Source organism: Maridesulfovibrio pacificus (SeqCode), assembly GCF_048612815.1.
Lineage (GTDB): Bacteria > Desulfobacterota > Desulfovibrionia > Desulfovibrionales > Desulfovibrionaceae > Maridesulfovibrio > Maridesulfovibrio pacificus.
Window position 1 is genome coordinate 998069 of the sequence record NZ_JBLZNE010000001.1, and the last position, 22359, is coordinate 1020427.

20 protein-coding genes are annotated in these 22359 nt (G+C 45.7%); 13 read left to right on the forward strand and 7 right to left on the reverse strand.

What is annotated here, in order from left to right:
- Window positions 1–37: 37 nt before the first annotated feature.
- Window positions 38–835: a substrate-binding periplasmic protein gene (locus tag ACNI23_RS04780; RefSeq protein WP_420247071.1), complete on the reverse strand. Its 798-nt coding sequence runs from the start codon at window positions 833–835 to the stop codon at window positions 38–40.
- 271 nt (window positions 836–1106) lie between these two features.
- On the opposite strand from ACNI23_RS04780, the gene ACNI23_RS04785 reads away from it, so the two are divergent.
- The 6 genes from ACNI23_RS04785 to ACNI23_RS04810 all read left to right on the forward strand — a co-directional run bounded on the left by ACNI23_RS04785 (window position 1107) and on the right by ACNI23_RS04810 (window position 4996).
- Window positions 1107–1421, forward strand: coding sequence for a putative quinol monooxygenase (locus ACNI23_RS04785; protein ID WP_420247072.1), 315 nt, complete (start codon window positions 1107–1109; stop codon window positions 1419–1421).
- Window positions 1422–1482: 61 nt separating this feature from the next.
- A complete protein-coding gene (locus ACNI23_RS04790) occupies window positions 1483–2055 on the forward strand; it encodes a flavin reductase family protein (RefSeq protein ID WP_420247073.1) in 573 nt (190 codons plus the stop codon).
- A 13-nt stretch (window positions 2056–2068) separates the two neighbouring features.
- Entirely contained in the window at window positions 2069–2560 is a 492-nt protein-coding gene (locus tag ACNI23_RS04795) for a flavin reductase (RefSeq protein ID WP_420247074.1), read from the forward strand.
- A 30-nt stretch (window positions 2561–2590) separates the two neighbouring features.
- Entirely contained in the window at window positions 2591–3415 is an 825-nt protein-coding gene (locus ACNI23_RS04800) for a nitroreductase family protein (protein ID WP_420247075.1), read from the forward strand.
- A gap of 195 nt (window positions 3416–3610) precedes the next feature.
- The gene (locus ACNI23_RS04805; protein ID WP_420247076.1) at window positions 3611–4027 is read left to right on the forward strand and encodes a DUF5675 family protein; all 417 of its coding nucleotides are present in this window, start codon (window positions 3611–3613) and stop codon (window positions 4025–4027) included.
- Window positions 4028–4102: 75 nt separating this feature from the next.
- Complete coding sequence (locus ACNI23_RS04810; RefSeq protein WP_420247078.1) at window positions 4103–4996, forward strand: M14 family metallopeptidase; 894 nt, start codon at window positions 4103–4105, stop codon at window positions 4994–4996.
- A gap of 70 nt (window positions 4997–5066) precedes the next feature.
- Here the strand turns inward: ACNI23_RS04810 and ACNI23_RS04815 are convergent, their stop codons facing one another.
- The 5 genes from ACNI23_RS04815 to ACNI23_RS04835 form a co-directional block, all read right to left on the reverse strand.
- Window positions 5067–6086: a substrate-binding domain-containing protein gene (locus ACNI23_RS04815; RefSeq protein ID WP_420247080.1), complete on the reverse strand. Its 1020-nt coding sequence runs from the start codon at window positions 6084–6086 to the stop codon at window positions 5067–5069.
- A gap of 59 nt (window positions 6087–6145) precedes the next feature.
- On the reverse strand, window positions 6146–7978 hold the full coding sequence (locus tag ACNI23_RS04820; protein WP_420247081.1) for an SLC13 family permease: 1833 nt from the start codon (window positions 7976–7978) through the stop codon (window positions 6146–6148).
- 112 nt (window positions 7979–8090) lie between these two features.
- Window positions 8091–8903: a ZIP family metal transporter gene (locus ACNI23_RS04825; RefSeq protein ID WP_420247082.1), complete on the reverse strand. Its 813-nt coding sequence runs from the start codon at window positions 8901–8903 to the stop codon at window positions 8091–8093.
- 343 nt (window positions 8904–9246) lie between these two features.
- Window positions 9247–9855: a hypothetical protein gene (locus ACNI23_RS04830; RefSeq protein ID WP_420247083.1), complete on the reverse strand. Its 609-nt coding sequence runs from the start codon at window positions 9853–9855 to the stop codon at window positions 9247–9249.
- 229 nt (window positions 9856–10084) lie between these two features.
- Entirely contained in the window at window positions 10085–12601 is a 2517-nt protein-coding gene (locus ACNI23_RS04835; RefSeq protein WP_420247084.1) for a sigma 54-interacting transcriptional regulator, read from the reverse strand.
- A gap of 345 nt (window positions 12602–12946) precedes the next feature.
- Here ACNI23_RS04835 and ACNI23_RS04840 point away from each other — a divergent pair, with 345 nt between their 5' ends.
- A complete protein-coding gene (locus ACNI23_RS04840; RefSeq protein ID WP_420247085.1) occupies window positions 12947–14485 on the forward strand; it encodes a sensor histidine kinase in 1539 nt (512 codons plus the stop codon).
- A gap of 80 nt (window positions 14486–14565) precedes the next feature.
- Here ACNI23_RS04840 and ACNI23_RS04845 read toward each other — a convergent pair whose 3' ends face one another.
- Complete coding sequence (locus ACNI23_RS04845) at window positions 14566–17586, reverse strand: hypothetical protein (protein WP_420247086.1); 3021 nt, start codon at window positions 17584–17586, stop codon at window positions 14566–14568.
- A 267-nt stretch (window positions 17587–17853) separates the two neighbouring features.
- On the opposite strand from ACNI23_RS04845, the gene ACNI23_RS04850 reads away from it, so the two are divergent.
- The 6 genes from ACNI23_RS04850 (at window position 17854) to ACNI23_RS04875 (ending at window position 22351) form a co-directional block, all read left to right on the forward strand.
- Entirely contained in the window at window positions 17854–18270 is a 417-nt protein-coding gene (locus ACNI23_RS04850; protein WP_420247087.1) for a response regulator, read from the forward strand.
- A gap of 42 nt (window positions 18271–18312) precedes the next feature.
- Window positions 18313–19212 (forward strand): response regulator, encoded by a 900-nt coding sequence (locus ACNI23_RS04855; protein WP_420247088.1) that lies wholly within the window; start codon window positions 18313–18315, stop codon window positions 19210–19212.
- A 32-nt stretch (window positions 19213–19244) separates the two neighbouring features.
- Window positions 19245–21095 carry an SLC13 family permease gene (locus ACNI23_RS04860; protein ID WP_420247089.1) on the forward strand — a complete coding sequence of 617 codons (1851 nt, stop codon included), beginning with the start codon at window positions 19245–19247 and terminating at the stop codon, window positions 21093–21095.
- A 52-nt stretch (window positions 21096–21147) separates the two neighbouring features.
- Window positions 21148–21300: a hypothetical protein gene (locus ACNI23_RS04865; RefSeq protein WP_420247090.1), complete on the forward strand. Its 153-nt coding sequence runs from the start codon at window positions 21148–21150 to the stop codon at window positions 21298–21300.
- A gap of 9 nt (window positions 21301–21309) precedes the next feature.
- Entirely contained in the window at window positions 21310–21861 is a 552-nt protein-coding gene (locus tag ACNI23_RS04870; RefSeq protein ID WP_420247091.1) for a hypothetical protein, read from the forward strand.
- A gap of 106 nt (window positions 21862–21967) precedes the next feature.
- On the forward strand, window positions 21968–22351 hold the full coding sequence (locus ACNI23_RS04875; RefSeq protein ID WP_420247092.1) for a response regulator: 384 nt from the start codon (window positions 21968–21970) through the stop codon (window positions 22349–22351).
- The last annotated feature ends 8 nt before the right edge of the window (window positions 22352–22359 follow it).

The window sequence follows — 22359 nt, forward strand, 5'->3', positions numbered from 1 at the left end:
AAATATGTGATCCGGTACGAAGAAAATTCGTGCCGGATTATTCGCCTTGCCGTACCATCTGCATGTATTTTCTGATGATACTGTCTATTCTTCCATTCTTTGTCATAGTCTGAACAGCTTTCTCGAATTTAGGCAGTATTCCGACATATTTGCTTTGTTTACTGATCAGTAGGTGGAAGGGTATGCTGTCGACTGTGCCATTTGTCTGCACTATTTTATGAGAAAGATTCATTTTTTTGATTTCAATCCATGCTGAAACAGGCCACTCAATTGCAATCTCGCCTCTTTTGTATGCCAGCATTGGCCAAACATTATCAGGATTTGAGGCTTCATGCGTCATTATTCCAAGGTCTTGAATATTATTTTTGTTCCACCCATTTCCGACATAGGTGATTACTGAGAGTTTTGCTTTTTTTATGTCTTCCGGTGTTTTTACCTTATCAATCAATGTTTTTTGGGGATTATCAGTGTAGGTGAACAGCTGGAGATGCTGATGATAGAATGGAGTGGAATGGGTTACGGTATATTCTGACCTTTTATCAGTGCGAACAGTCATAATTGCATCGGCCTTTCCTGTTCTTACGTAGTTTTGGCATCTAGCCCAAGGATATGATTCCCACTTAATCTCTACGTTTATGCTGCTCATAGCCTCAGATACAATTTCATAAAAAATGCCTGATCTGGTTCCGTCTTTTTCAGTTCTGAAAAGTGGCCAGTAATCACTGTATGTTATGATTATAGGATCATTTCCTGCGTAACATAGTTGTGTGGGCGTTATGGAAATAGCACAGATTAAAAGTAATATTTTTAGAACGTTATTAAAATAGATCGTCATTTATTTCTCCATTTCAAAGAAACAATAGCAATAATGACAGTAATAGCAACTGTTAATGTATAAAAGTTGTTCTGTATCGGGCTGTTTTTGTTTGGGAATATTCAGTTTTCAAGGTCTCTACGACAAATGTCGTGGAAAATGAAGTTGTACGTTCATCATTCCAGTGGATGTGTGTTGCTGGTTTTTTTGATTATATAATTGGGAATGGATAAGGGTTCCCTAAAACCCCCCAGATTAAATAATAATTAACCAAGCTATATAAAGGAATGTCATGTTTTGCAGGGATAATTTTATTCTGACTGCCCGCTTAAAGGCGCGGCCAGATACCGAGACCGAGCTAAAGGCTATTCTGGAAAGAGGAGTGCGCCAATGTTCCGGTCAGGAAGGTTTGCTTATATACAATTTGCATCAGGATAAGGATGATCCTTCCGTGTTTTTACTTTATGGTCATTTCACTTCTGAAGCATCGTACCGTATGCATATGGATAGCGAACCTATCCGCAAGATTTATGATGCTGTTGTCGGCTTTATTGAAGAAGGTCCCGAAATTAAGTTCTGGAATATACTTGAAAAAGTCGGGCAATAATTGTGATGGTCAATGCTTTTTCAGAAGCTGAGTACACTAATTAAAATAAGAGGACGATCAAATGAAACAATCACTCAAGCCTAACACCATTGCTATGCCTACTCCGGCCTGGTGCGTCGGCAGCTACGATAAAGATGATAAGCCGAATGTGATGACTATCGCCTGGGGCGGAATCTGCTGTTCTTCCCCACCCATGCTGACTGTCTCCCTGCGCAAAGCCACTTATACTTACGGATCAATCATGGAACGTCGTGCATATACTGTTTCCATTCCTTCCATCGAGTATGCTGCGGAAGCAGACTACTTTGGAATGGCCAGCGGCAGGGACGCGGATAAATTCGCTGCTTCCGGTCTGACTCCGGTTCGCTCCGATGTAGTGGATGCTCCTTATGTAGATGAATTCCCTTTTATCTTTGAGTGCAAAGTTGTCGAAACTGTTGAGCTCGGTTTGCACACCCAGTTTGTTGGTGAAATTGTCGGCATCAAAGCTGACGAGAGCATACTTGATGAGAAGGGAAAGCCTATGATCAGCAAGGTAAATCCTTTTGTCTTTGATCCTAACAGTCGTGATTATCTGGCCATTGGCGAAGTTCTTGGACGAGGATTTAATATTGGTAAAAAATTTATGGAATAATTGGTGAGTTAAAATGGGAATTGCTCATACCCTACTTGGCGTCCGTTTGGACGGTCGCCCTGATTACCTTCCTCTGGTTGCAAAACCGCGCATTAACAGCAAGCTGTCCCTTGTCGCAATAGAAATTGAAAAAGGCAGTGAATTGCATGCCCGGATTATGGAAGATGCAGAATTCAGCCTGAATATATTTTCCGGTAAGGTTCTGGATTGTCTGGGGCTTGCAACTGCTTTGTCTGATAATAACAAGTGCTGTGACGGACATTGTGTCAGTTTCTATGGGGAATTTGGTGCCGCTCCCATGTTGGAGGTTGCGCCGCTCGCACTTGAATGCAGGATTTACGAAACTATTGATTTAAAGAAATCTTCCTTTGTCATGGCTGAGATAACAAGCAGCTGGAGCAAAGGGATTTGGTTGAAAGAAAATTGTACGCCGCCTACTGTTGAAGCTCAGCCGATTCTTTTGTCTGACATGAAAGGGCGGATGGATATTGTTCCTGTTGTCTAAATATAACTAGTTAAAATCTGCGGAGTAGGTATGTTGAATTTCACCGTAAATGAAGAGCTTTGCATAAAATGCGGTCTTTGCGCACAGGATTGTTTTCCCGGAATTATTGAGCTGGATGAGTATCCTAAGATCACAGATGAACAGAAATGTTTCAAATGTCAGCATTGTTTGGCTGTCTGTCCCACTGGGGCAATCTCAATCTTCGGTATTGAACCTGAAGCCTGCCTTCCGCTTAAGGGCAATCTTGCTGATGAAGATGCGCTGGCATCACTGATCAAAGGGCGCCGTTCAGTTCGTGCATATAAGCCGGAACCGTTGGAGCCTGAAAGGATTCAGAAGCTGCTTGATGTCGCATGGCATGCCCCAACAGGCGTAAACTCCCGCTGCGTGCATATTACTCTCATGGATGATCCTGATTCGGTGAAAAGATTCCGCGATGAAATATATGATCGTCTTGAAGATGCCCTTGAAAAGGGTGTTTCCGAAATCCCGTATGTGGCCAATTTGTTCAAGATGGTCTGTCAGCAGATGAAGGAAAACAATGTTGATGTGCTTTTCCGCGATGCACCGCATTTTATAGTTGTTTCTGCTCCGCAGAGTGCACCCAGCCGGGCCGCAGATATGACGATCTTTCTTTCTTATTTTGAACTCATGGCCCAATCCATGAAAATTGGTACTCTTTGGAATGGGATACTCAAGCGTGTCATCGAGTCTGTTCTTCCGGACTTGAAAGAACGGCTCGGTATTCCTGAAGATCACGAACTCGGCTATGCAATGCTTTTCGGTAATCCTGCTGTGAAGTATCAGCGAACTGCGGAGCGCGGTGCTGCGCGGGTAAGAAGAGTTGAGTGGTAGCAGGCTTTACCAAATGGATTTTAATGGCCCGGTATTTCGGAATGAAATGCCGGGCTTTATTATGTACGAATATGTTTGTCAGGACACTGTCAAGCTGGGCAATGACCGCATTTTTCTCAAAGATAAAGATAAGCTTGAAAGTATATAAATACGATTTGTTCAAGTTTAACTTTAACTTTTTTAGGGAGTGTTTTTATGCGGAAAGTAGAATTGATACGTGTGGAATCAACTGATGAAGCTACTCTTGGAGGGCTGCTGGTCGATGGAAAATCCATATGCTGGACTCTGGAGGAACCGTGGCGTGAAAATAAGCAGAATATATCGTGCATACCCGTAGGGCGTTACCCGATCAAGCTTGAGTATTCACCCTCAAAGCGATGCGAATTGTGGACTGTTAAAGATGTTCCGGGGCGGTCTTATGTCCGAATTCATAAGGGCAATACAGTGGATGATACTGAAGGATGTCCGCTGACAGGAATTAAGCCGGGGTACTTGGAAGGAAAACGGGCAGTGCTTGGCAGCCGGGAAGCCTTCAAGGAGTTTATGGATGCTATGAACGGGAGCAGTGAAGGGATTATTGAAATCTCATATTCATCGTTTATGAATTCCTAGGAAAATATGCAGCATAATTATCCTTGATTTACAACATGATAAGTTAGAAGATAGTTCTTAAATACAGGGGGAGTTATGAATAAAATTAAGTGGGGACCGGAAGAAAAGAAACAATGGCTGGATCAGGCAGTCATTGAAAAGAATTATCAACATGATGTTTTGGATAGGATTTTCGCACTGTCTGATACATATCGCTTAGAGCAATACGGTCAGCTCTCATATGATCCAGAACGTTATCCATTATATGCACTTCTTTCCAAGGATTGGGTCGAGGGCAAGCGCACTGCCTTAATCACTGCCGGTGTTCATGGGTATGAAGTCGGTGGCATATACGCAGCTCTTAAATTTTTGGAAACAACTGCTTCGGAGTACATGGATAAGTTTAATCTTGTGGTTGTCCCGTGTGTTAGCCCTTGGGGATATGAGACTAATAACCGCTGGAATCCCTACACTGTTGATCCTAACAGGTCTTTCTGCGGTGAGAATAAAGCTGAAGAATCCACTTTGCTGAAACAGTTTGTAGCAACGATTCCCAGCGAGATTGTCGTTCACATTGACCTGCATGAAACAACAGACCGGGATAAAACTGTGTTCCGTCCGGCACTGGCAGCAAGAGACGGGGTGGAATGCGTTATCGGAGATATCCCGCAGGGTTTCTATCTTGTTGCGGATGTGGATAGGCCGGAACTTCCATTTCAGGAAGCTGTTGTCCGTTCGGTAGAAGCGGTTACTCCCATTGCCGAGAAGGACGCAGAAGGCAATCTTCTTGGTGATACTGCCGTGGCTCATGGAATTATTTACTACCCCATGCGTGATTTAGGATTAAGCGGAACTCTTACCAATGCTCGCTTTCATACTACTACTGAAATATATCCTGACGGTGACTGGATGACTCCAGAGTCAAGCATTGAAGGACAGATTGCAGCCATTCGTGGCGGTTTGGATTATGTAACTAAGAATCAGGTTTAGGCGTCCTGCGGGACTATTTTAAATAAGAAATCCCCTTGTCATGTTGATTCTGACAAGGGGATCATAATTTTTACTGATTCCGTTCCTTCAAGCCTAACACCTCTTGAATTTTGGGGTCTGAGACATTCTCTTTGGTTATCAGGTAGACATCAGCCACTGTTTCATCAGGTATTTTCAGTCCTCTGGCTACCATTGCCGCTTGGTTAACCGCAATTCTCCCTATTTCATACGGATCCTGTGCTACACCTGCGCTGATTTTGCCATCCTTGATCCCTTGAATCATTTCCGGGTCAGGGTTGAATGCAATAAACTTAAGTCCCTTAAGTTTATTTAATTCCTCTAGTGTCTTAAGCAATATTTCACTGCTGCTTTCATTAAAGCCGACAACGGCATTGATTTTCTTTTTCTTGTTCGGGTTGTCGTTGCCGTACATTGCTACACGAATCTTGGAAGAGCCTCTTTTGTGCTCTTCTCCCACATAGATGGTTTTGCCGATTTTAAGCTTTGATCCCGAATTCTTAAGTTGGGCCTTAAATCCATCAACCCTGCTGTTTACAGGGGAATTGCCTTTGATAAACATACCCAGAACTATAGTTCCGGAATCCTGCATTTCTTTTTGCAGAAATTCTGCCGCGAGCTTTCCACCCTTGAAGTTGTCGGAGTGTACGTATCCTGTCTTCGCATTTCCGTGTACTTTCGAAACCATTTGGATAACGGGAATTCCGCTGTGCATGGCTTTTTTTATAGATTTTTTCATCCTCAAGCTATGTACCGGAGAGATTACAATCGCATCCACTTTGTGTTCGGTGCACCAGTCAATTTCAAGTTTCTGTTCCTTAAAGTCTCCAAGTCCTGAAGGGATAAGCCAGTAGATTTTGATGTTGCCATCATCTGTAGCAGCTTTGACCGCACCTTTTTTTAACAGATGCCAGAAATCAAGATCGCCTCGTTCCGGTATTACCGCGATTTTGAGTTTTCGGGAGTCTGATATGTCCGCAGCACTCACGGGATACGCAAAGAGCAGGGCGGAAAAAAGTAAAATCAATAAAGTAGCTATTCTGGCTGGTCGAAAAGTATTGCGTAATTTCATTTGATATCCTTGTATTATCTAAAAGGGATGGTCATCTTGCGAAGAGTGTTGTTGCAAGTCTAGAGATAAATCATCGGCAGTACAATTGATAGTGTGATCCACATAATCAACACCAGCGGGGTTCCAACCTTCAAGAAATCCGAAAATGAATACTCCCCGGCGTTCATTACCAATAAATTGGTTTTATAGGCCATAGGGGTGGCAAAACTCATGTTTGCCCCGAACAGGACCGCCAGAACAAATGGTTCAGGTTGAAGGTTCAACTGCTGGGCAATGGATAGGGCAATGGGAGTGCCGATTACGGCTGTTGCATTGTTGGAGATGATGTTGGTGAAAACGGCCATCAGCAGCATGAGGCCACTGATAATGACGGCTGCCGGAGCATCACCGTTCACTGCTACATATAATCGCCCCAGAAATTCCGCACCGCCGGTTATAATCATGGCTTTACCCAGAGCTAAACTGGTCACAACGATCAGAACAACCTGTGCGTTCAAAGCTCTTGTAGCATCCCTCCATGTTATACATCCGGTCAGGATCATGAGCAGTGCTCCGCATGGTGCACTGATGGCTATGGGAAGAAAGCCGAAAGCTGCGGTAAGTATTATTCCCAGCATTATGCCCATTGCAAGGTGAGCCTTCTGAGAATACGGAAGATCCATTGTGGAATCCAGAATCAGAACATCTGTGTCTTTTTTGAGTTCCGATATCTTTTGCCTTGGTCCCTGAATCAGCAGGATATCCCCTACCTTGAGTTTTAAATCGCTGATTTTGTCTAAGTAGCGTTTAAGTTTTTTGCCGGATCGGTGAATGGCCAGCGGTGTCATGCCGGTTTTTTCTGCAAAATTATAATCTTTTAAGGTAGTTCCACTCAGCGATGATCCTTGGTAGATCACTATTTCGGCGATTTGCTGGTCTGCCGCTTCAAATGGATGCTCGGTGTCATATGGAACCGCTGATCCCACAGGATACAAAGTGCCTTGCAGAATCTTCTCAAATTCTTTCAGTTGCTCCGGTGTGTCGTTTATAACCAGATGGTCACCTGCCTGAAGGATGGCACCCGGATGCAGGTATATCGGTTTGCCCTCCCCACGTTCTATGGTGGAAATCTTCATTGCATTGTCAGTCAGTTCAAATGCCTTTGAAAGAGGGCTTCCTTCCAAAACGCTGCCCTCGGTGACCTCCAAGTGGGCGGTAAATATACGCGGAGAACTGTCTGTAAGGGTTATATCTATTTTCGGGATGATGCGCGGGGCTATCTGCCAGAGATAAAAAATACCAACACTTCCGGCGATAACTGCCGGTAATACGAAATCAAACATTTCAATGCGTTTGAATCCCATATCCGCTGCGACCGATACAACCAGCAGGTTGGTAGATGTGCCGATGGTTGTGGCGGTTCCGCCAAGGAGGGTGGAAAAGCCCATAGGCATCAGTACGGATGAAGCCGGATAACCTGTTTTTAAGGATACACTTATCAGGACCGGCAGCAACAGAACTACCACAGGAACATTGTTGATAAAGGCGCTGATGAATGCTCCCAGCAGCAGCGTCAGTAAAAATGAAATAGAAGGGCTTTTCTTCCATGCCCGGGCCAGAAGACGGCCCATCGGGTCCAGTGATCCTGTTCGCAGAATCCCTTGTCCGGCAATCATGAGCGCGCATACCGCAATTAAGGCTTCATTACCGAAACCGTAAAAGAAATTGACGGCGGGGAAGATCTCCCCATCATATTCATAGGGAAAGATTTCAAATCCAACCGTCAGGATTAGAAATATAAGCAGACTTGATGTTTCGAGTGGAATTTTCTTTTTGCTGAACAATAGCAATGCAACAGCCGTCAATGCCAGAACAGCCAAGGCATGAAGATTCGGAAGTGGAGGTATGTTCATGGGAATTCTCCAGTAGCAGGATGAATATGGTTCACATGTTTACAGCATTCTAATGGAAAATTGATGGAACGACAGTATCTTTCACCGGGACCCGGCGAGAAAAAGGATCATCCTATCCCAGTGCAACATCAAGGGTCATCATCACTGCAAACCCGAGAATACAGCCCATGGTAGCCTGATCTCCGTACCCTGAAGCCTGCGATTCCGGCACAACTTCCTCCACCACAACAAAAATCATGGCTCCGGCGGCAAAGGCCAGCGCATATGGCAGAATGGGCTTAGCAAAAATGACTGCCGCCGCACCTATAACCCCGGCTATGGGCTCCACAATCCCTGAAGCCTGACCGTAGAAAAAGCTTTTCATTCGTGAAAAACCAATTCGGCGCAAAGGAACTGAAACCGCGGTACCTTCCGGGAAATTCTGGATTCCGATCCCCACGGCAAGCGCGATGGCTCCGCCGATGGATGCCGTATCGTATCCCGCGCCGACGGCTCCGAATGCCACCCCCACTGCCAGTCCTTCCGGGATGTTATGCAGGGTGATGGCGAGCACCAGCAGTATGGAGCTATTCCAGTTGGTTTCAACCCCTTCCGCATCCGAGCGTGGAGCGTTGATATGCAGGTGCGGTAAAAATTTATCCACCAGCCGCAAAAACACCGCGCCCATCACAAATCCCACTGCAGCAGGCATAAATTTAAGTGGCCCCAGATGCTCACTCATTTCTATAGCCGGTGCAAGCAGAGACCAGTAACTGGCTGCAATCATCACCCCGGCGGCAAAACCGAGCATAATGTCTAGCGTTCGTTTACTGATATCCTTACCGATGAATACCACCGCTGCCCCAAGGGCAGTCAGTCCCCAGGTAAATAAGGTGGCTAGCAGAGCCTGCATAACGGGCGAAAGGGTCATAAAATAATTCACCATCAACCTCCTGAAAGGAATACTGTAAACAATGCGGTGTTTTTTGATAGTACCATGATTCAATTTAGCTTCAAGTATAAACTATCCAATCTTTATATCGCTACAATCAAGTTCTGCCTGTTTGGGGCAGAGTTCTTGCCCTGCCTTGTGGGCGACAAAGTCGATTTGAAGTTTATCACTATAGCGCAAAAGGTGATGTAAAAGTCAAGTAGCCCTTGAGCTCTAACTGTACGGAAGGGGGGGGGCTTATAGACGGTAGATCATGGTTGAAAGTATGGTGAAATTTAGGCGGGGCTGACACTTTTTCATGCCAGCCCCGGAGAGTAGGGTAGAGCTGGAAAGCTTCTTAGAGGGGATTGATAGAAGGCGAAGGAAAGGGGTTTCCTTGGTGGGCCAGCTCTCCACGTTCAGCAAATTCGTGTCTTACTTGTTCAAGATCAATAATTTTGGGTTCGACTAGAGTAAATCCCTGAGCTTCGCACCAGTCATTGCGGTCAGCGAATTCTCCATTATACCTTGCATCATCGAGGATGAAATAGTCGTCTTCGCCCATGATGCGGTCCCATTGGTGGAGCATGAATTCAAAATTTTCAGGGTTGAATTCTGTTACATTGTCCCATTCCCATGAGAATTTGCATATTTCGTTGTCATAGCCAAGCACCGCAAGATACTTTGCGTTGCTGTCAAGAAAGATACGTCGTCTGATCTGCACCGGGCTTTTGGTGATAATGCCGTAGTCAAATTTAACCGGTTTGTCATCGAGAGTTATTCTTAAAGAGCAGTCCGAATCAATCTTCATACCCCATGTGGTGGTTTTGCCTTTACGCCACCAGTTCATGATTTTCATGGAATAGACTTTCTGACCGTATTCATTGATGGTCTTTGCGGTTTTCTCAGATACAGGATGCAGGGCTAAATCGCACGAGCGTCCATGAGCGGAAATCTTTAGTTTCATCGTATTGTCCTCCTGAAAGTTAGCTTTGCGCTTATTTTTTTATGAGGACTTATTTTGCATAGCCTATGCCATAATTTTTGGAGCTGTTTTATTGTTGTTTTGGGCCAGTATTTCAGTTGGTTATATCTTTTGCCAGTTGTTGATGATCTGGCAAAAGAGGTCTTTTGCGCAATTGTGTGTTGCATGGGAAAGGCTCTTCCCCGGCAATACGGCTGGCGCCATTTAAGCTCTATTCGTCGACTATGTAGCGGGTTGACGGTCCACGACCTGTTTTGTGAAGTTTTCCGGCTTTGACCAGAATCTGTAAGTCATAGATGGCTGTTCGGGACGGAAGTCTTCCTCCTACAATTTTTTGATATTCATTGCGGGATACGGAATCCATTGTGCGAATGACTTTCCATGCCTGGAGCTGGCGGTCATTAAGGGGAGTGCTCTGGGATTGATCTGAATCCATGTTTTTTTCGAGCGTGTCCTCATTAGGGAAAATCGTTTCATCGGAGGCAAGGGGCTGTTCTACACTCTCAGGGTACTGGTCTTCTGCATAGGCCCAGCTTTCACCTTCAAGTCTGATTTCATCAGCCTGAATGAGCTTGTTGTTCGCCATAACCACAGCTCTAGTAATGCTGTTGACCAGTTCGCGTACGTTTCCCGGCCATTGGTAACCCTTAAGCTTGGCAACAGCTCCACGGCTGAGGGCAATATCTTTTTTGTCGGTGAGGTTTTCGGCCTGTTTCATGTAGTACAGGCTTAACAGGGGAATGCTTTCCGGATGTTCACGCAGCGCAGGAGTCTGGATCATGAGAACTTTGAGCCGGTAGTACAGGTCTTCCCTGAAAAGTTTTTCTTTAATAAGGGTGGTCAGGTCCGCGTTGGTAGCGACGATGATTCTGATATCAAAGCTTATTTCCTTGTCGCTGCCCAGTGGCTTGAGTCGGCGTGATGCAATTGCCCGTAACAGGGATTGCTGAACTTTCAGCGAGGCTGACTGAATTTCATCAAGGAACAATGTGCCGCCATGGGCTTCGATGAAAGCTCCGTTACGGTCGGTCTTTGCATCCGAAAATGCTCCTTTGACATGTCCAAAGAGAGCATCAAGGAGTAGGTTTTCGTCCAGTGCCCCGCAGTTAACTGAAATAAAGGGCTTCTCACGGCGGGCACTGTTGTTGTGAACAGCTTCAGCCACCAGCTGTTTGCCTGTTCCGGTTTCGCCGTAAATAAGGACATCAACGTCCACTTCGGCGGCTTTGAGGATTTCATTCTTAAGAGTGTTGATCTGTTTGCCATAGCCGATAATTTCCGGAATGACAGTGACATCAAGATTTGCAAGAGCCTGAGTTTCCTTTTTCAGATCGGCCTTTTCCTGACTGTTAATAGCTACAAGCTTATCATCTTTGGCTTTCATCAAAATATACTGACTGTTAACGTGTCGTATGATTCTGTTAAAAGCCTTTTGCAACACCTGCAGATCATTGTCTTTGTATGGCAGATCGACTTCTTTAAGTTGATCCAGTGAAGTCTGCTCCGACATTACCGCAGCGAATTCCCGTATGGGTCTGGTCAGCGACCTGCCGAAGAAAAGAACCACCAGAATTGTTGCAGCAACTGCGATACCGGAAACTACAAGCAGAATACTCACGAAGTCATAGCCCGCTACTTTTGGCAGAACACTGCGGTCTGTATAGATAATGGCTCCGTACACTTCAGCTTCTCCGCCGGGGTTTTTTTTGAAGCATACCGGGGCATATGCAAGGGTGGGTATTGTCGATGAATGTTGGCCGGATTCGTGAAATAGAAACTCCAGTCCTTTTTCTTTCTTCTGTATTTTGCCGATTCTTTCCCAGTAGTCCGCGTGAATTTCACTTGGCCGGAAGGCTATGTTGTGTTCTGCCTTGCCCAGAGTTCCCTGATAGCCCTGCCTTGCGAGGAATGATGTAAGTTCAGAGCTGTCGTTCTCCTTAGGAATTGACTGGAAGAGTATCCATCCTTGCGGGTCGACAAAATAACTGAACCGCAATTCGTCGCTTCGCTGGAAGGACCATAGCGGAGATTCTTCCGAGTCATATAAGGTTAGAAAATTACGTAGTTTTTCAGCTTTAACTGAGAGAAACATTATTCCGTCAGGGTGCCCCTTACTGTCCGAAGTCTTGATGTAAAAGCGGATAACTTTCTCTTTGATCAGCATATTTTCGTTTATTCCGTTCTGTACCGGATAGGTAACTTCACGGATGTAGGAAGGCTGGACTTCTGTGTCCTTCAATGATGACAGCTTTTCAAGCTCCAGCAGCGGGTTGGGGCTGACCCTGCCTAGCGCCGTGTCATCAAGTTCAGTCACCACACCGTTTTTGTTGATTAGTATCTGAGGCTTTCCCGTGGAGGCCGGAATATACGCTAATTCATAATATGGAACTCCCCCTGCCATAATCATATTTTGAAATTGTATGCTGATGTCTTCGTTTTTCTTTTTGCTTAGGGCGAAATAGCGGAGATCCGTTGCGCAATTACTCATGAACATTTCTATATCATGGACAATTGCAAGGTTTTGCATGGCCACTGTTCTGCCGAGAGCTATCCTGATGTAATCCTTAGATACTTTATACGATGCGGCCCCCACGATAAGAATGATGATCATGATTGCCGGCAGCAATGACAGCAGCAGCTTACCGCGCAGACCGGTCCTGTTCCAAAGTCTCTTGGGAGAGATCATACTGCCATTCTCTTGATCAGTGGGCTGAGCATTTTCGGACATAGCATTTATTCCATATTGGTATTTTAAATTAAAATTTAAGTGTCACTGTTATTAGCGTTAGAGTTCCACCCCGGTACTTGTCAAGGCAATTCGGCATGGTGATTGCTTTTCTTTTGCTTGTAGTTGTATGCGGAATTTATACCAGAACTATATATGATTTAAGATTTTGAAATAATGAAATTAAATCTAGCAAAGAAGGTGGGTGGTCACGTGGAAAAAACGCGCAAGTATCATGGAATAAGAAGGGTGCTACTGTTATCGATGATCGTTGTTCCCTTTGTCCCTTTAATTGTAGCGGCAACTATCGGTTATTATTCTCATGTAAAGTCGACGGAGCAGTTGGCGATGTCCGCAATCAGGTTGGCAGCCGTAGACCATGCTGAAATGGTTTCCTTTTTTTTGAATGAACGCAGGGCCGACTTAATGGAATCATTGGATCTGCTAGGAGGTGAGATCAAGGATACTGTTAAAGTCAGGGATATACTGGGAGAGTTGCGGAGTTTAAGGCGGGATATGTATTCAGATCTGGGTTTGATTGACCCTGAGGGCAACCAAGTGGCTTATGTCGGAGAATATCCGCTTGAAAATAAGAATTACCTGGATTCAAGGTGGTATAAAGAGACGGTCAGCAAAGGATACAACATCAGCGATATTTATCTCGGATTAAGGGGAGTGCCGCATTTGAATGTGTCTGTATCAAAATTGATTAATAATAAAGAGTGGGTATTGCGAGCCACTTTGCGTCCTGCGGCGTTAAGAAGGATCGTGGAAAAGGTCAATATTGGCGTGTCCGGGGAAGCATACATCATCAACAGCGCTAATAGATTACAGACTTCCCGTCGCAGTGGGGGGGACATTTTCGACCGGGACAGCTACTTTTATCCGGATCAGAAGGATGGGGTTATAACTTTCGACGGTTTAGAGAATGATGAAGCATATATCTTTGCCACGACCAGTCTTAATAACGGAAAATGGCGGCTAGTAGTTCGTCAAAAACATTCCGATGCTTTCCGCTCCAGCAGCAGTGCCCTGTACCTGATCCTTGCCATATTGATTTGTGGCGGTTCGGTTTTGGTCCTGTTGGCGGTTGTTGCCAGTAACAAGGTTTATGACATGCTAACCAGACAGGCAGATACCGTATGTGCCCTTGAAGCGCAGTTTCTGCGTGCGGCCAAGCTTGCTGAACTAGGGGAGATGTCAGCAGGGTTCGCTCATGAAATAAACAATCCTTTGCAGATAATGAAAAGTGATCTGACCCTGCTTGAGATGTTGTTGCATGAGGAAATTGACAGAATTGGCGAAGGCGAAAACAGTGCTGAAATCGCAGAAATTAATAAGCAATTGAAGCTGCAGATTGACCGTTGCGCAGGGATTACTCGTCAAATCCTTAATTTTGGGCGTCAGAATAAGCCGGAATTTATAAAGATAAATATGGTGGACTATCTTCCGCAGGTCGCCAAGATGGTGGAAAAAAAAGCTGAGCTGGAAGGAATCCGGTTTATCATGGATGTGGACAGTCGTACGCCTCCTGTCCTCGCGGATCAGGGGCTTCTACAGCAGGTTATGGTTAATTTGTTGAACAATGCCATTCATGCTGTTGTGGATGAACATGGTTCCAAGAACGGCGAAATAGTAATTGCGGCTGGTGAAGATCAAAACGGAAATGCTTTGATTAAAGTGTGCGACAATGGTGTGGGCATTCACGAAAAAGATATGGAGCGTATTTTCCTGCCTTTCTACTCCACGAAGAAAAACAGTGACGGGACCGGACTAGGGCTTGCCGTATGCCATACTGTAATAGATTCACTTGGCGGGACGATGAGGGTTAAGAGTGAGCGGCATAAGGGTACTGAATTCAGCATTATTCTGCCTGCTGCCGGTTAGCTGTTGATCAATGGCTAAAAGGCCGGAACCTGCCCTTTTAATCTGTGCAGGTTCCGGCTTTTGTTTTTGGATGATGCTTCTTACGACGCTTTTGCTGGAGCAATGATTCTATCCAGTTCAAGGAGATAACCTTCATGTCTCCGCAGGTAAAAGGATAGTGGTTTCGAAAAGTTGTTGCCAATCAAGCCGTCTACTATAATGTGTGAGACTGATTTCTTTTCGTTGAGAATCTGTTGGGATGATCTGAAAATTTCTTTTTCATCCTTTGACATACCTCTGATAGCTTGTTGCAGAGCTTCTTTGGCCCTTGGCTGGTACATGCGCAGATAGAGCAGGTCCAAAGCGTTTGCCATTAATATGGAATCGTCATTAACACCTCGGCTGCGGCAGAGCTTAATGAATTCGGCAGGACTTTCGAGTAGTGAAAGCAGGTCTTTGTTTGGGAATCTGACTTCCATTTCAGAGAAGAAATTCAGAACCTGACGTATTTTTTCTTCGTAATCCCATGAGCGGGCTATTATGTTTTCTTTGCGGTCTGCCATACCTTCAAGAAATCCGGCAGCAAAGTCAGAGGCCAGCTTTGATATGACAGCCGCCCATTGCTGAATGAGCATGTCTATTTCCGGTACTCCGCATATATATAGAATTGCGGAAATGGTGTAACTGAAAACAATTGCAATGGGGATTGAAATTATGCTGCGAAAGAAATTACCGAAGGCCGCCTCTTTGGGCAGTTCCCGCATGATATTGTGACCTGTTATGTATATGCCGTTGGTTATTGCCATGATGGTGTAAAGCATGGTCGGGTTGTTAGCTATATTGATGTTGAACATTCCATCCAGCACCACGGATTTACATAACCAGTCCAACAGCGGCACAGAGAAACCTGTGAAGAGAAGGGAATCGGCAATGCGATTCCAGTTTATAAAGTCACTCCAGACCAGATAAGGAGATCGTTTGAGGCCGCCTCCACCAAGTATGGATTGAATGATGTTGCGGAATCCGGTGATGGAAAACCAGATCAGGCCGCCCAGCCACGCCAGAACCCACCAGTCTTTGGTGAGGTAAAAAGTCAGAAAGGCCGGAATGAAGCCGATGATAATTTTAAATATGTTCTTGAGCGTACTGTTTATGTACTGAGGTTCGGTCTTATTCTCGGCATCCGGTTTTTGCCTGATCAATGAGAGCCCGTTTCCGGTATTTTGCGATAATCCTCCCAGAGGGCTGATGTTACCGCACTGTCCATGTTCGATTTGATAGTTGGAAATTTCCCATTTTTTTTCTTTGCGCTGTAATATTTCGCGCAATAGAAAGGCATCTTTTACGTGGCTCATGAAGTTGCTTGAAATCAGCGGAATGTTGCGCTGCGACATATATTTGATAACCAGAGACAAGTTTGCCGAAACAGGTAGACATTTTCTGTCTGGATTTTCTTTGATTTCCTTTCGCGCCCGTGGTGGCAGTGTATCGGCAACAGCGAATCCCATACCGATGGCCCGCAATGAGCCCCCGGTAGAACCGCTTCCGATTCTTGTCCTGATTTTGCGATGTTTATAGCTGTTTTTCAGTTCCTCAATATGCTGTTGAATATGAATGAGCTTTGCGAGTTGCTCATTCTGCTGAGGTTCTTTTCTTCTTTTCAATTTATCAACACAGCTGCGAACAATCTTTTTCAGTCCTATAGAGTTGCCTGTGTTCAGCGCCTGTTGCAACCTGTTGAACGGTACGCGGTTCGGGAAGTTTTTTTCTGTGATATTTTTGAGATTTATCAATTCAAAGTGCGTAATTCGTCCTTTGCAGTCGTAAACAAATTCCACCGCATCTTCCAATTCCATATTTTCCAGAATCAGGGTTACTCTACTGGAAGGGCTCGCAATGAGTAGCTTCTCAGTCAGTCTGTCCGGTGAGAAAATTAAGGGGGCAGGTGCCTCCTTTGAAGCTGGCGGTCGATTAGGGTTCGGCAGTTCCGAGTTGGCTTGCGGCGAAAGGTAACGGACCGTGATCGTATCCGGATCAAGCAGATTGATGGAGTCCACCTGTTTATCAATTCTGCTTTTTTCTTCAATACTTGCAAGAAGGTATACAGCGGCAAGCTCATTCACTCTCTGTTTGAAGTGGGGGAGTGAAATCTCATGAATATACTTTCCGAGATGGGTCAGGGTTGGTGCTATGGATTTAAGGCTGTTCTGAAATTCCGTGTAATCAATTTCAGGAATTTTCACCCCGACTTCCCGTTCAATGGATTGCCGGTGCACAGAGTTAAATTTTGCAGTCACACGGCGAATATATTCAGCATGTATTATTTGCGATGTTTTCCCGAATTGCATGATTTCCTGAACCTTGGCGTTCTCAAAAAATTCCGCAATGTCTTTTTGATCTATAATATTTTTTGGGGTCCAAACAAATTTAACGTATCGGTTGCGGACCACCGCCCTTAATTCAATTCCGAATTCTACTTTAATGTCCAGAAGTTGCGCTGCGGAATACAGTTCGATTGCCACTTCCGGGGATAGGAAATCGTAGTAAACAACCCGCAGCCTGCGAATGCCCTTAATCCATGCATCCATAACCAGATGTGAAGCGGATTTCCGTCCTTTGCTGTTCGCATCGTGCACCCGATCATCAAATGTCAGCTGATTCCATTCCTCCGGCATTTCCAGAAGATGGTATTTTTTTAATTGTTCACGGATGAAGCTGCTTTTTCCAAATGAAACACTTCTGAAATCATGGGCCAGCCTCAGTTGCTTCTGTTCATCGTTCCCGGATCTGATGATTTCCTTTGCGATCTGAATAAGAACCCGTGCTCTGTTGTTGCGCAGGGTGGTCTTTGATGTGGCCATAACCTCATTTTTAAGGGCGGATAAAGCGTGCAGCCTTTCATTAACTTCATCAGATTCAAGAGAACTCAACAGGTTAAAAACAGCATAGGCAATTCTGATGCCGTAGGGAGCGGCCAGTTCTTTAATTCCATGCGGTTTTAGATATGGACTGAGTAGTGACCTGAAGCGGGCCTGATCCGTTTTGCGGGAAAGAATGTTGTTGAAAAGTTCTACCAGCAGATGGTCGTTATGATCGAAGTAGATGAAATTGTAACTAAGCATATCGTCTCCTGTTCATAATTTTGCGCATTAAATATTGCATTTCCGATGCCACCCAGCCCTCCTTTTTTTCATCACTTATTTTTGTTCCTTTCTTTTCGCTCCTCGTTGCTTAAAAGAGCCTTTGTTTTGCGTTTTGCTAGATGGTTTTGCGCTTATTTAATAAATTAAATTGGATTGTTATTGCTTGGCATGTCGTCTGCATTAGTGAGGCTGGTTTCATTGGTTTGCTCTGTGCAACCGTAATCAATTTAAAAGGATGAACTCAAAATGAGGAACACAAGAATCATGCTTGTAGACGACGAGGAGCGTCTGCTTTGCACTACCAAGAAGCTTTTCGAGAAATTGGGATTTGAAGTCTTGACCTGTTCGTCAGGGAAAGAAGCTCTCGAATTGCTGGAGCAGACAGATGTTCACGTTGTCTTTCTTGACATCAAAATGCCGGGCATGGACGGCATCGAAACTTTGCAGCGAATCAAAAAAAAGTTCCCGTTTGTGGAAGTGGTTATCCTGACAGGGCACGCCTCAATGGAGGCGGCGGTAGAAGGCTTGAAATTAGGTGCATTCGATTTCTTGATCAAACCGGTGAGTATGAAGGAGCTGCTTGAAAATGTAGAGGAGGCATCGGCAAAAATACGCAGACAGAAGCAACGATTTCTTTCGGCCCGGAAGGAAAATACGGAATAGGTTTTCCTTCCGGTTAAAGTTGAAATTAAAGGAGGTTACATAATGGAAATTATTAAAGTCCTCATGGTTGATGATGAGGAACGTTTTCGCGAGACAACTGCAAAAATCCTTACCCGTAAGGGCTTCGAAACGATGCTTGCGGCTAGTGGAGAAGTGGCTCTGGATATGCTGTCTCATTCACCGGATGTCATCATTCTTGATGTCAGAATGGGTGGAATGAGCGGTCATGAAACCCTTGAAAGAATCAGGGAAAAGGACCCGGACATTCCTATCATAATGCTTACAGGGCATGGCGATATTTCGGGGGCTAAAAAGGCCTATTCCGCAGGTGCTTATGACTATCTGGCAAAGCCCTGCGATATCGACCTGCTAGCAGCCAAAATCAATGATGCCTTTCACAGTGTGGCCAAAGTGAAGCTGCCGGAAAAGTCGGTCGGAAGTGTGATGATTCCCCTTGATGAGTACACGGAGATCGAAGCGGACAGCACCATAAGTGAAGCCATTGCTGCTTTGCGGAAGTCGATGCAGGGGCTGGTTGCGACAAACAGGCTCATGGAGTCCGGGCATCGCTCTGTAATCGCACGGAACGCGGACGGCAGCACTGCCGGTATCCTCAGTCCCCGCGACCTGCTTTATGCGGTTCTTCCTGAATACCTTTCAGCACCGAAGCCTTCCACCGCGGACAGTCTTCAATATTCGGCAATGTTTTGGGATGGCCAATTCACAACTCTTGCAGAGAAGCTTGCGGGCAGGACTGTTCGCTCTCTGCTGTCTGGAGAGTTCCTGACTATCGAATCCTCGGCGAACCTTATGGATGCGACTAATGCCCTTATCACCTCAGGCAAGAGACGCATAATCGTTCAAGAGAACGGCATAGATGTAGGCATCGTCAGGGAGCAGGAACTCTTTTACGAAATAGCTAGAATTATTTCGTCCAGATAATCACAGCAGATTTGCAATACAGGGGTAAACATATGTCAAACTCAAAGAGAAAAGCAACCGGATACGATAAGTTTGTCAACTGGAGGCTGCTGATTATTCCGGTCGTTCTGTTTTTTATTATTCTGGCTTTGCCCACACCACAGGGGATGAAAAAAGTCGGGATGCAATATTCAGTAGGTCCGAAGGTTGTAACAAATTACATTAGCGAACAGCTTTTCGGTGCTGGAAGTGCTGCTGTGGAACAGTGGCAGGTGCTTACGGCGCGCATGATGGAACAGAACATGCGTATGGGCGCTTTAAGCAAGAAACGCTTCATGAGCCGCGATCAAAAGTGGGTCAAGAAATATAAGATTCCGGTTGATTCAGCCAACCTCGTTAAGGCTAGAGACTATGTGGAAAAGAACATCTCTGATGAAGTCTTTTTGAATATTATGAAAAGTGCGTACAACCTGCGCATAAAGAATTTGAATTATTCCGACCTTTCCCAAAACGATAAAAAGAACGCTGATGGCGGGGCATGGAAAATCAAAGTTGCCATTGCCATGGTCGTATTTGTCGTCTTCTGTTTTATGACCGAGTGCATGCCTCTACCGGGGGTTGCCTTCTGCATCGGGCTGATTCTGGTGTTCTCGGGAGTTGTTACCCGAAGTCAGGTGGCCGGTTTGTATTGGAGTGATGCGGTCTGGTTTATCATGGGGTCGCTTATGTTCGCAGCTGCTTTCGTTAAAACGGGAGTGGACAAGCGCATGTGCATGCTCATGTTCAAAAAACTGGCTGTGCCTAATGTGCGCTGGATCACGCTTATCTTCTTCGTGGTAATCAGCCCCCTTGCGGCTTTTATTTCCGACCACGCCCTTGCCGCGATGTTCCTGCCCATCGGTATGCTGCTCTATCAGAACAGCCTGACCGACGAAGTTCCTGAGGACAAGGAACTGGCTAAAATGCTCATGATATCCATTGCCATGGCCTGTAACATCGGTGGTCCCGGTGCTCCTTCAGGCGGTGCGCGTAACGTAATCATGATGACTTACCTTACTGATATGTTCGGTATGGACATCGGTTATGCTCAGTGGATCATGTACTGCATGCCCTTTGTTGTAGTTATGATTCCGTTGACCTGGATTGTCTGCAACATGCTTTTCAAACCCCGGATTACTTCTTTGGCTCCGGCTATGCGTCATCTTGAAAGCGAAATCAATAAGATGGGCCGCTGGAACAGGGATCAGATCTGGGCCATGGTTATTTTCCTCGTCATGGTTTTCGGCTGGTTCACAGAAAAAGCTTTCTACAACATCGGCATCTACCCGATTCGCCTCGGTATCGGTGTAATCGCGGTTGCCGGTGCGGTGGCCTACCTGCTGGCCGGAGTTGTTAACTGGCGCGATTATCAGGAAAAAGTGGACTGGGGTGTTGTCTGGCTCTACGCCGGTGCAATCATCTTCGGTAGAACTCTTGACCAGACCGGTGCGGCGTATTGGCTGGCCCAATCCTGCATCGATATGCTGGCCCCGCTGGGTATGAGTGAAGGGCTTCCCCTCATGCTTACCTCCAATGGTCTTACCGCGGTGCTGACCAACCTGATGGCTGACGGCCCTGCCGCCGCCGCAGTCGGTCCTATCACCCTGAATATGGCCAGTATCGTGCATCCCGGCACAACATTCCTTCCCTTTATGGCTATGTCCACCGCAGTGGCATCATCATTTGCATACTGCCTGATTATCGGAACTCCCCCCAACGCGATTGTCTACGCTTCCGGCTATCTGGAACCGAAGGACTACCTGCGGGTGGGGATTCCCATGTGGTTTGTTGCGAATATTCTCATCATCCTGCTCACAGCGGTTTACTGGAGCGGAATAGGTTTCGGCAGCCTGCCATCCTTCTAAACCGGAAAAAACGCGGCCGGCCCCGGTCGGCCGCACCTTAAGGGGATAGCCAATGAAAACGGAAAAACAAGTTGAAAAGAAATTTATTCATAAAAACGGAACCACATATTTTTCAAAAAGAACAGAACAGCAGATCCTTTTTGTGCTGACCTCAGTCATGCTGCTCTGGGGACTGGTCGAAGGGATCAGCAGCTATCTGAATTAGGAGTATGTCATGACGAATACACAGGCACCGGCGGTAAAGATGGGAGTGCGGGAATATCTGGAATCTCTGATCTCCATTATACGTTCCCCGGTTTCATTTTTTGAGAGCGCTAACGGTGAAACAGGCAGTAGGCGTGCTCTCCTTTTCCTGATGATTTCAGGCCTGTTCTACTGTTCGGTCAGTATGACCTATTTTTTTGAAAATTCACTGGTAATGGGTGTGGTTATGATGATCAATGCCGTGTTCATGCCTGCCTTGGGAGCCTGTTTCTCGTTCTGCATTATGAGGATGATGACCTCGTCTATGGCTTCTTACTCCAGTGTGTTTAATGTTTATGCCTATTCCAGCGGAGCGGTGATGGTCATTTCATGGATACCGGGACTGGCTGTTGTAATGGAGCCGGTCCGGGCCATCCTTGTGGGGGTGGGGCTCTATAAAACCGGAAAACTGGGTCGATTCCAATCTTTCATAACTGTGGTGCTTACAGCAGTTCTGCTCTTGTTGTTTTTCTGGACGGTTGCGCCACTTGTTATTGCCATTCGGGATTTTCAAGTAAGTTAGTCTACCATGTTTTTGTGACCGCATAATGCTGATCACCACCCCCCTCACCAGCAGGCCGGGAAACTCCCGTCCCGGCCTGCGCCCGGGAGGATCAAGGAGAAAGAGAATGAAAAGTATCCATGTTCTTCTAGTCGATGATGAAAATGATTTCCTTATTGCTTACAAGCGCCGTCTTATTCGCCGCAATGTTGAAGTCAGTGTTGCCTCTAGCGGTTTAGCAGCCTTGCGGATGGTCGAGGATGCTGATTTTGACGCAATTGTGCTGGATATCCTGATGCCTGAAATGAACGGGATTGAAACATTGAAGCGCTTAAGAGCCATTAAGCCCGAAATACCGGTAATTATTTTGACCGGACACGCGAACATGGAAGCCCTTTCACAAGTCTCGGGAGGAGGGGCTTTTGACTACCTGCTTAAGCCTGTCAGTACCGAAGAATTGTACTTCAAGATTATGGATGCTGTTCGAGAAGCCAGAATCAGAATCCGTTGATGCAGGAG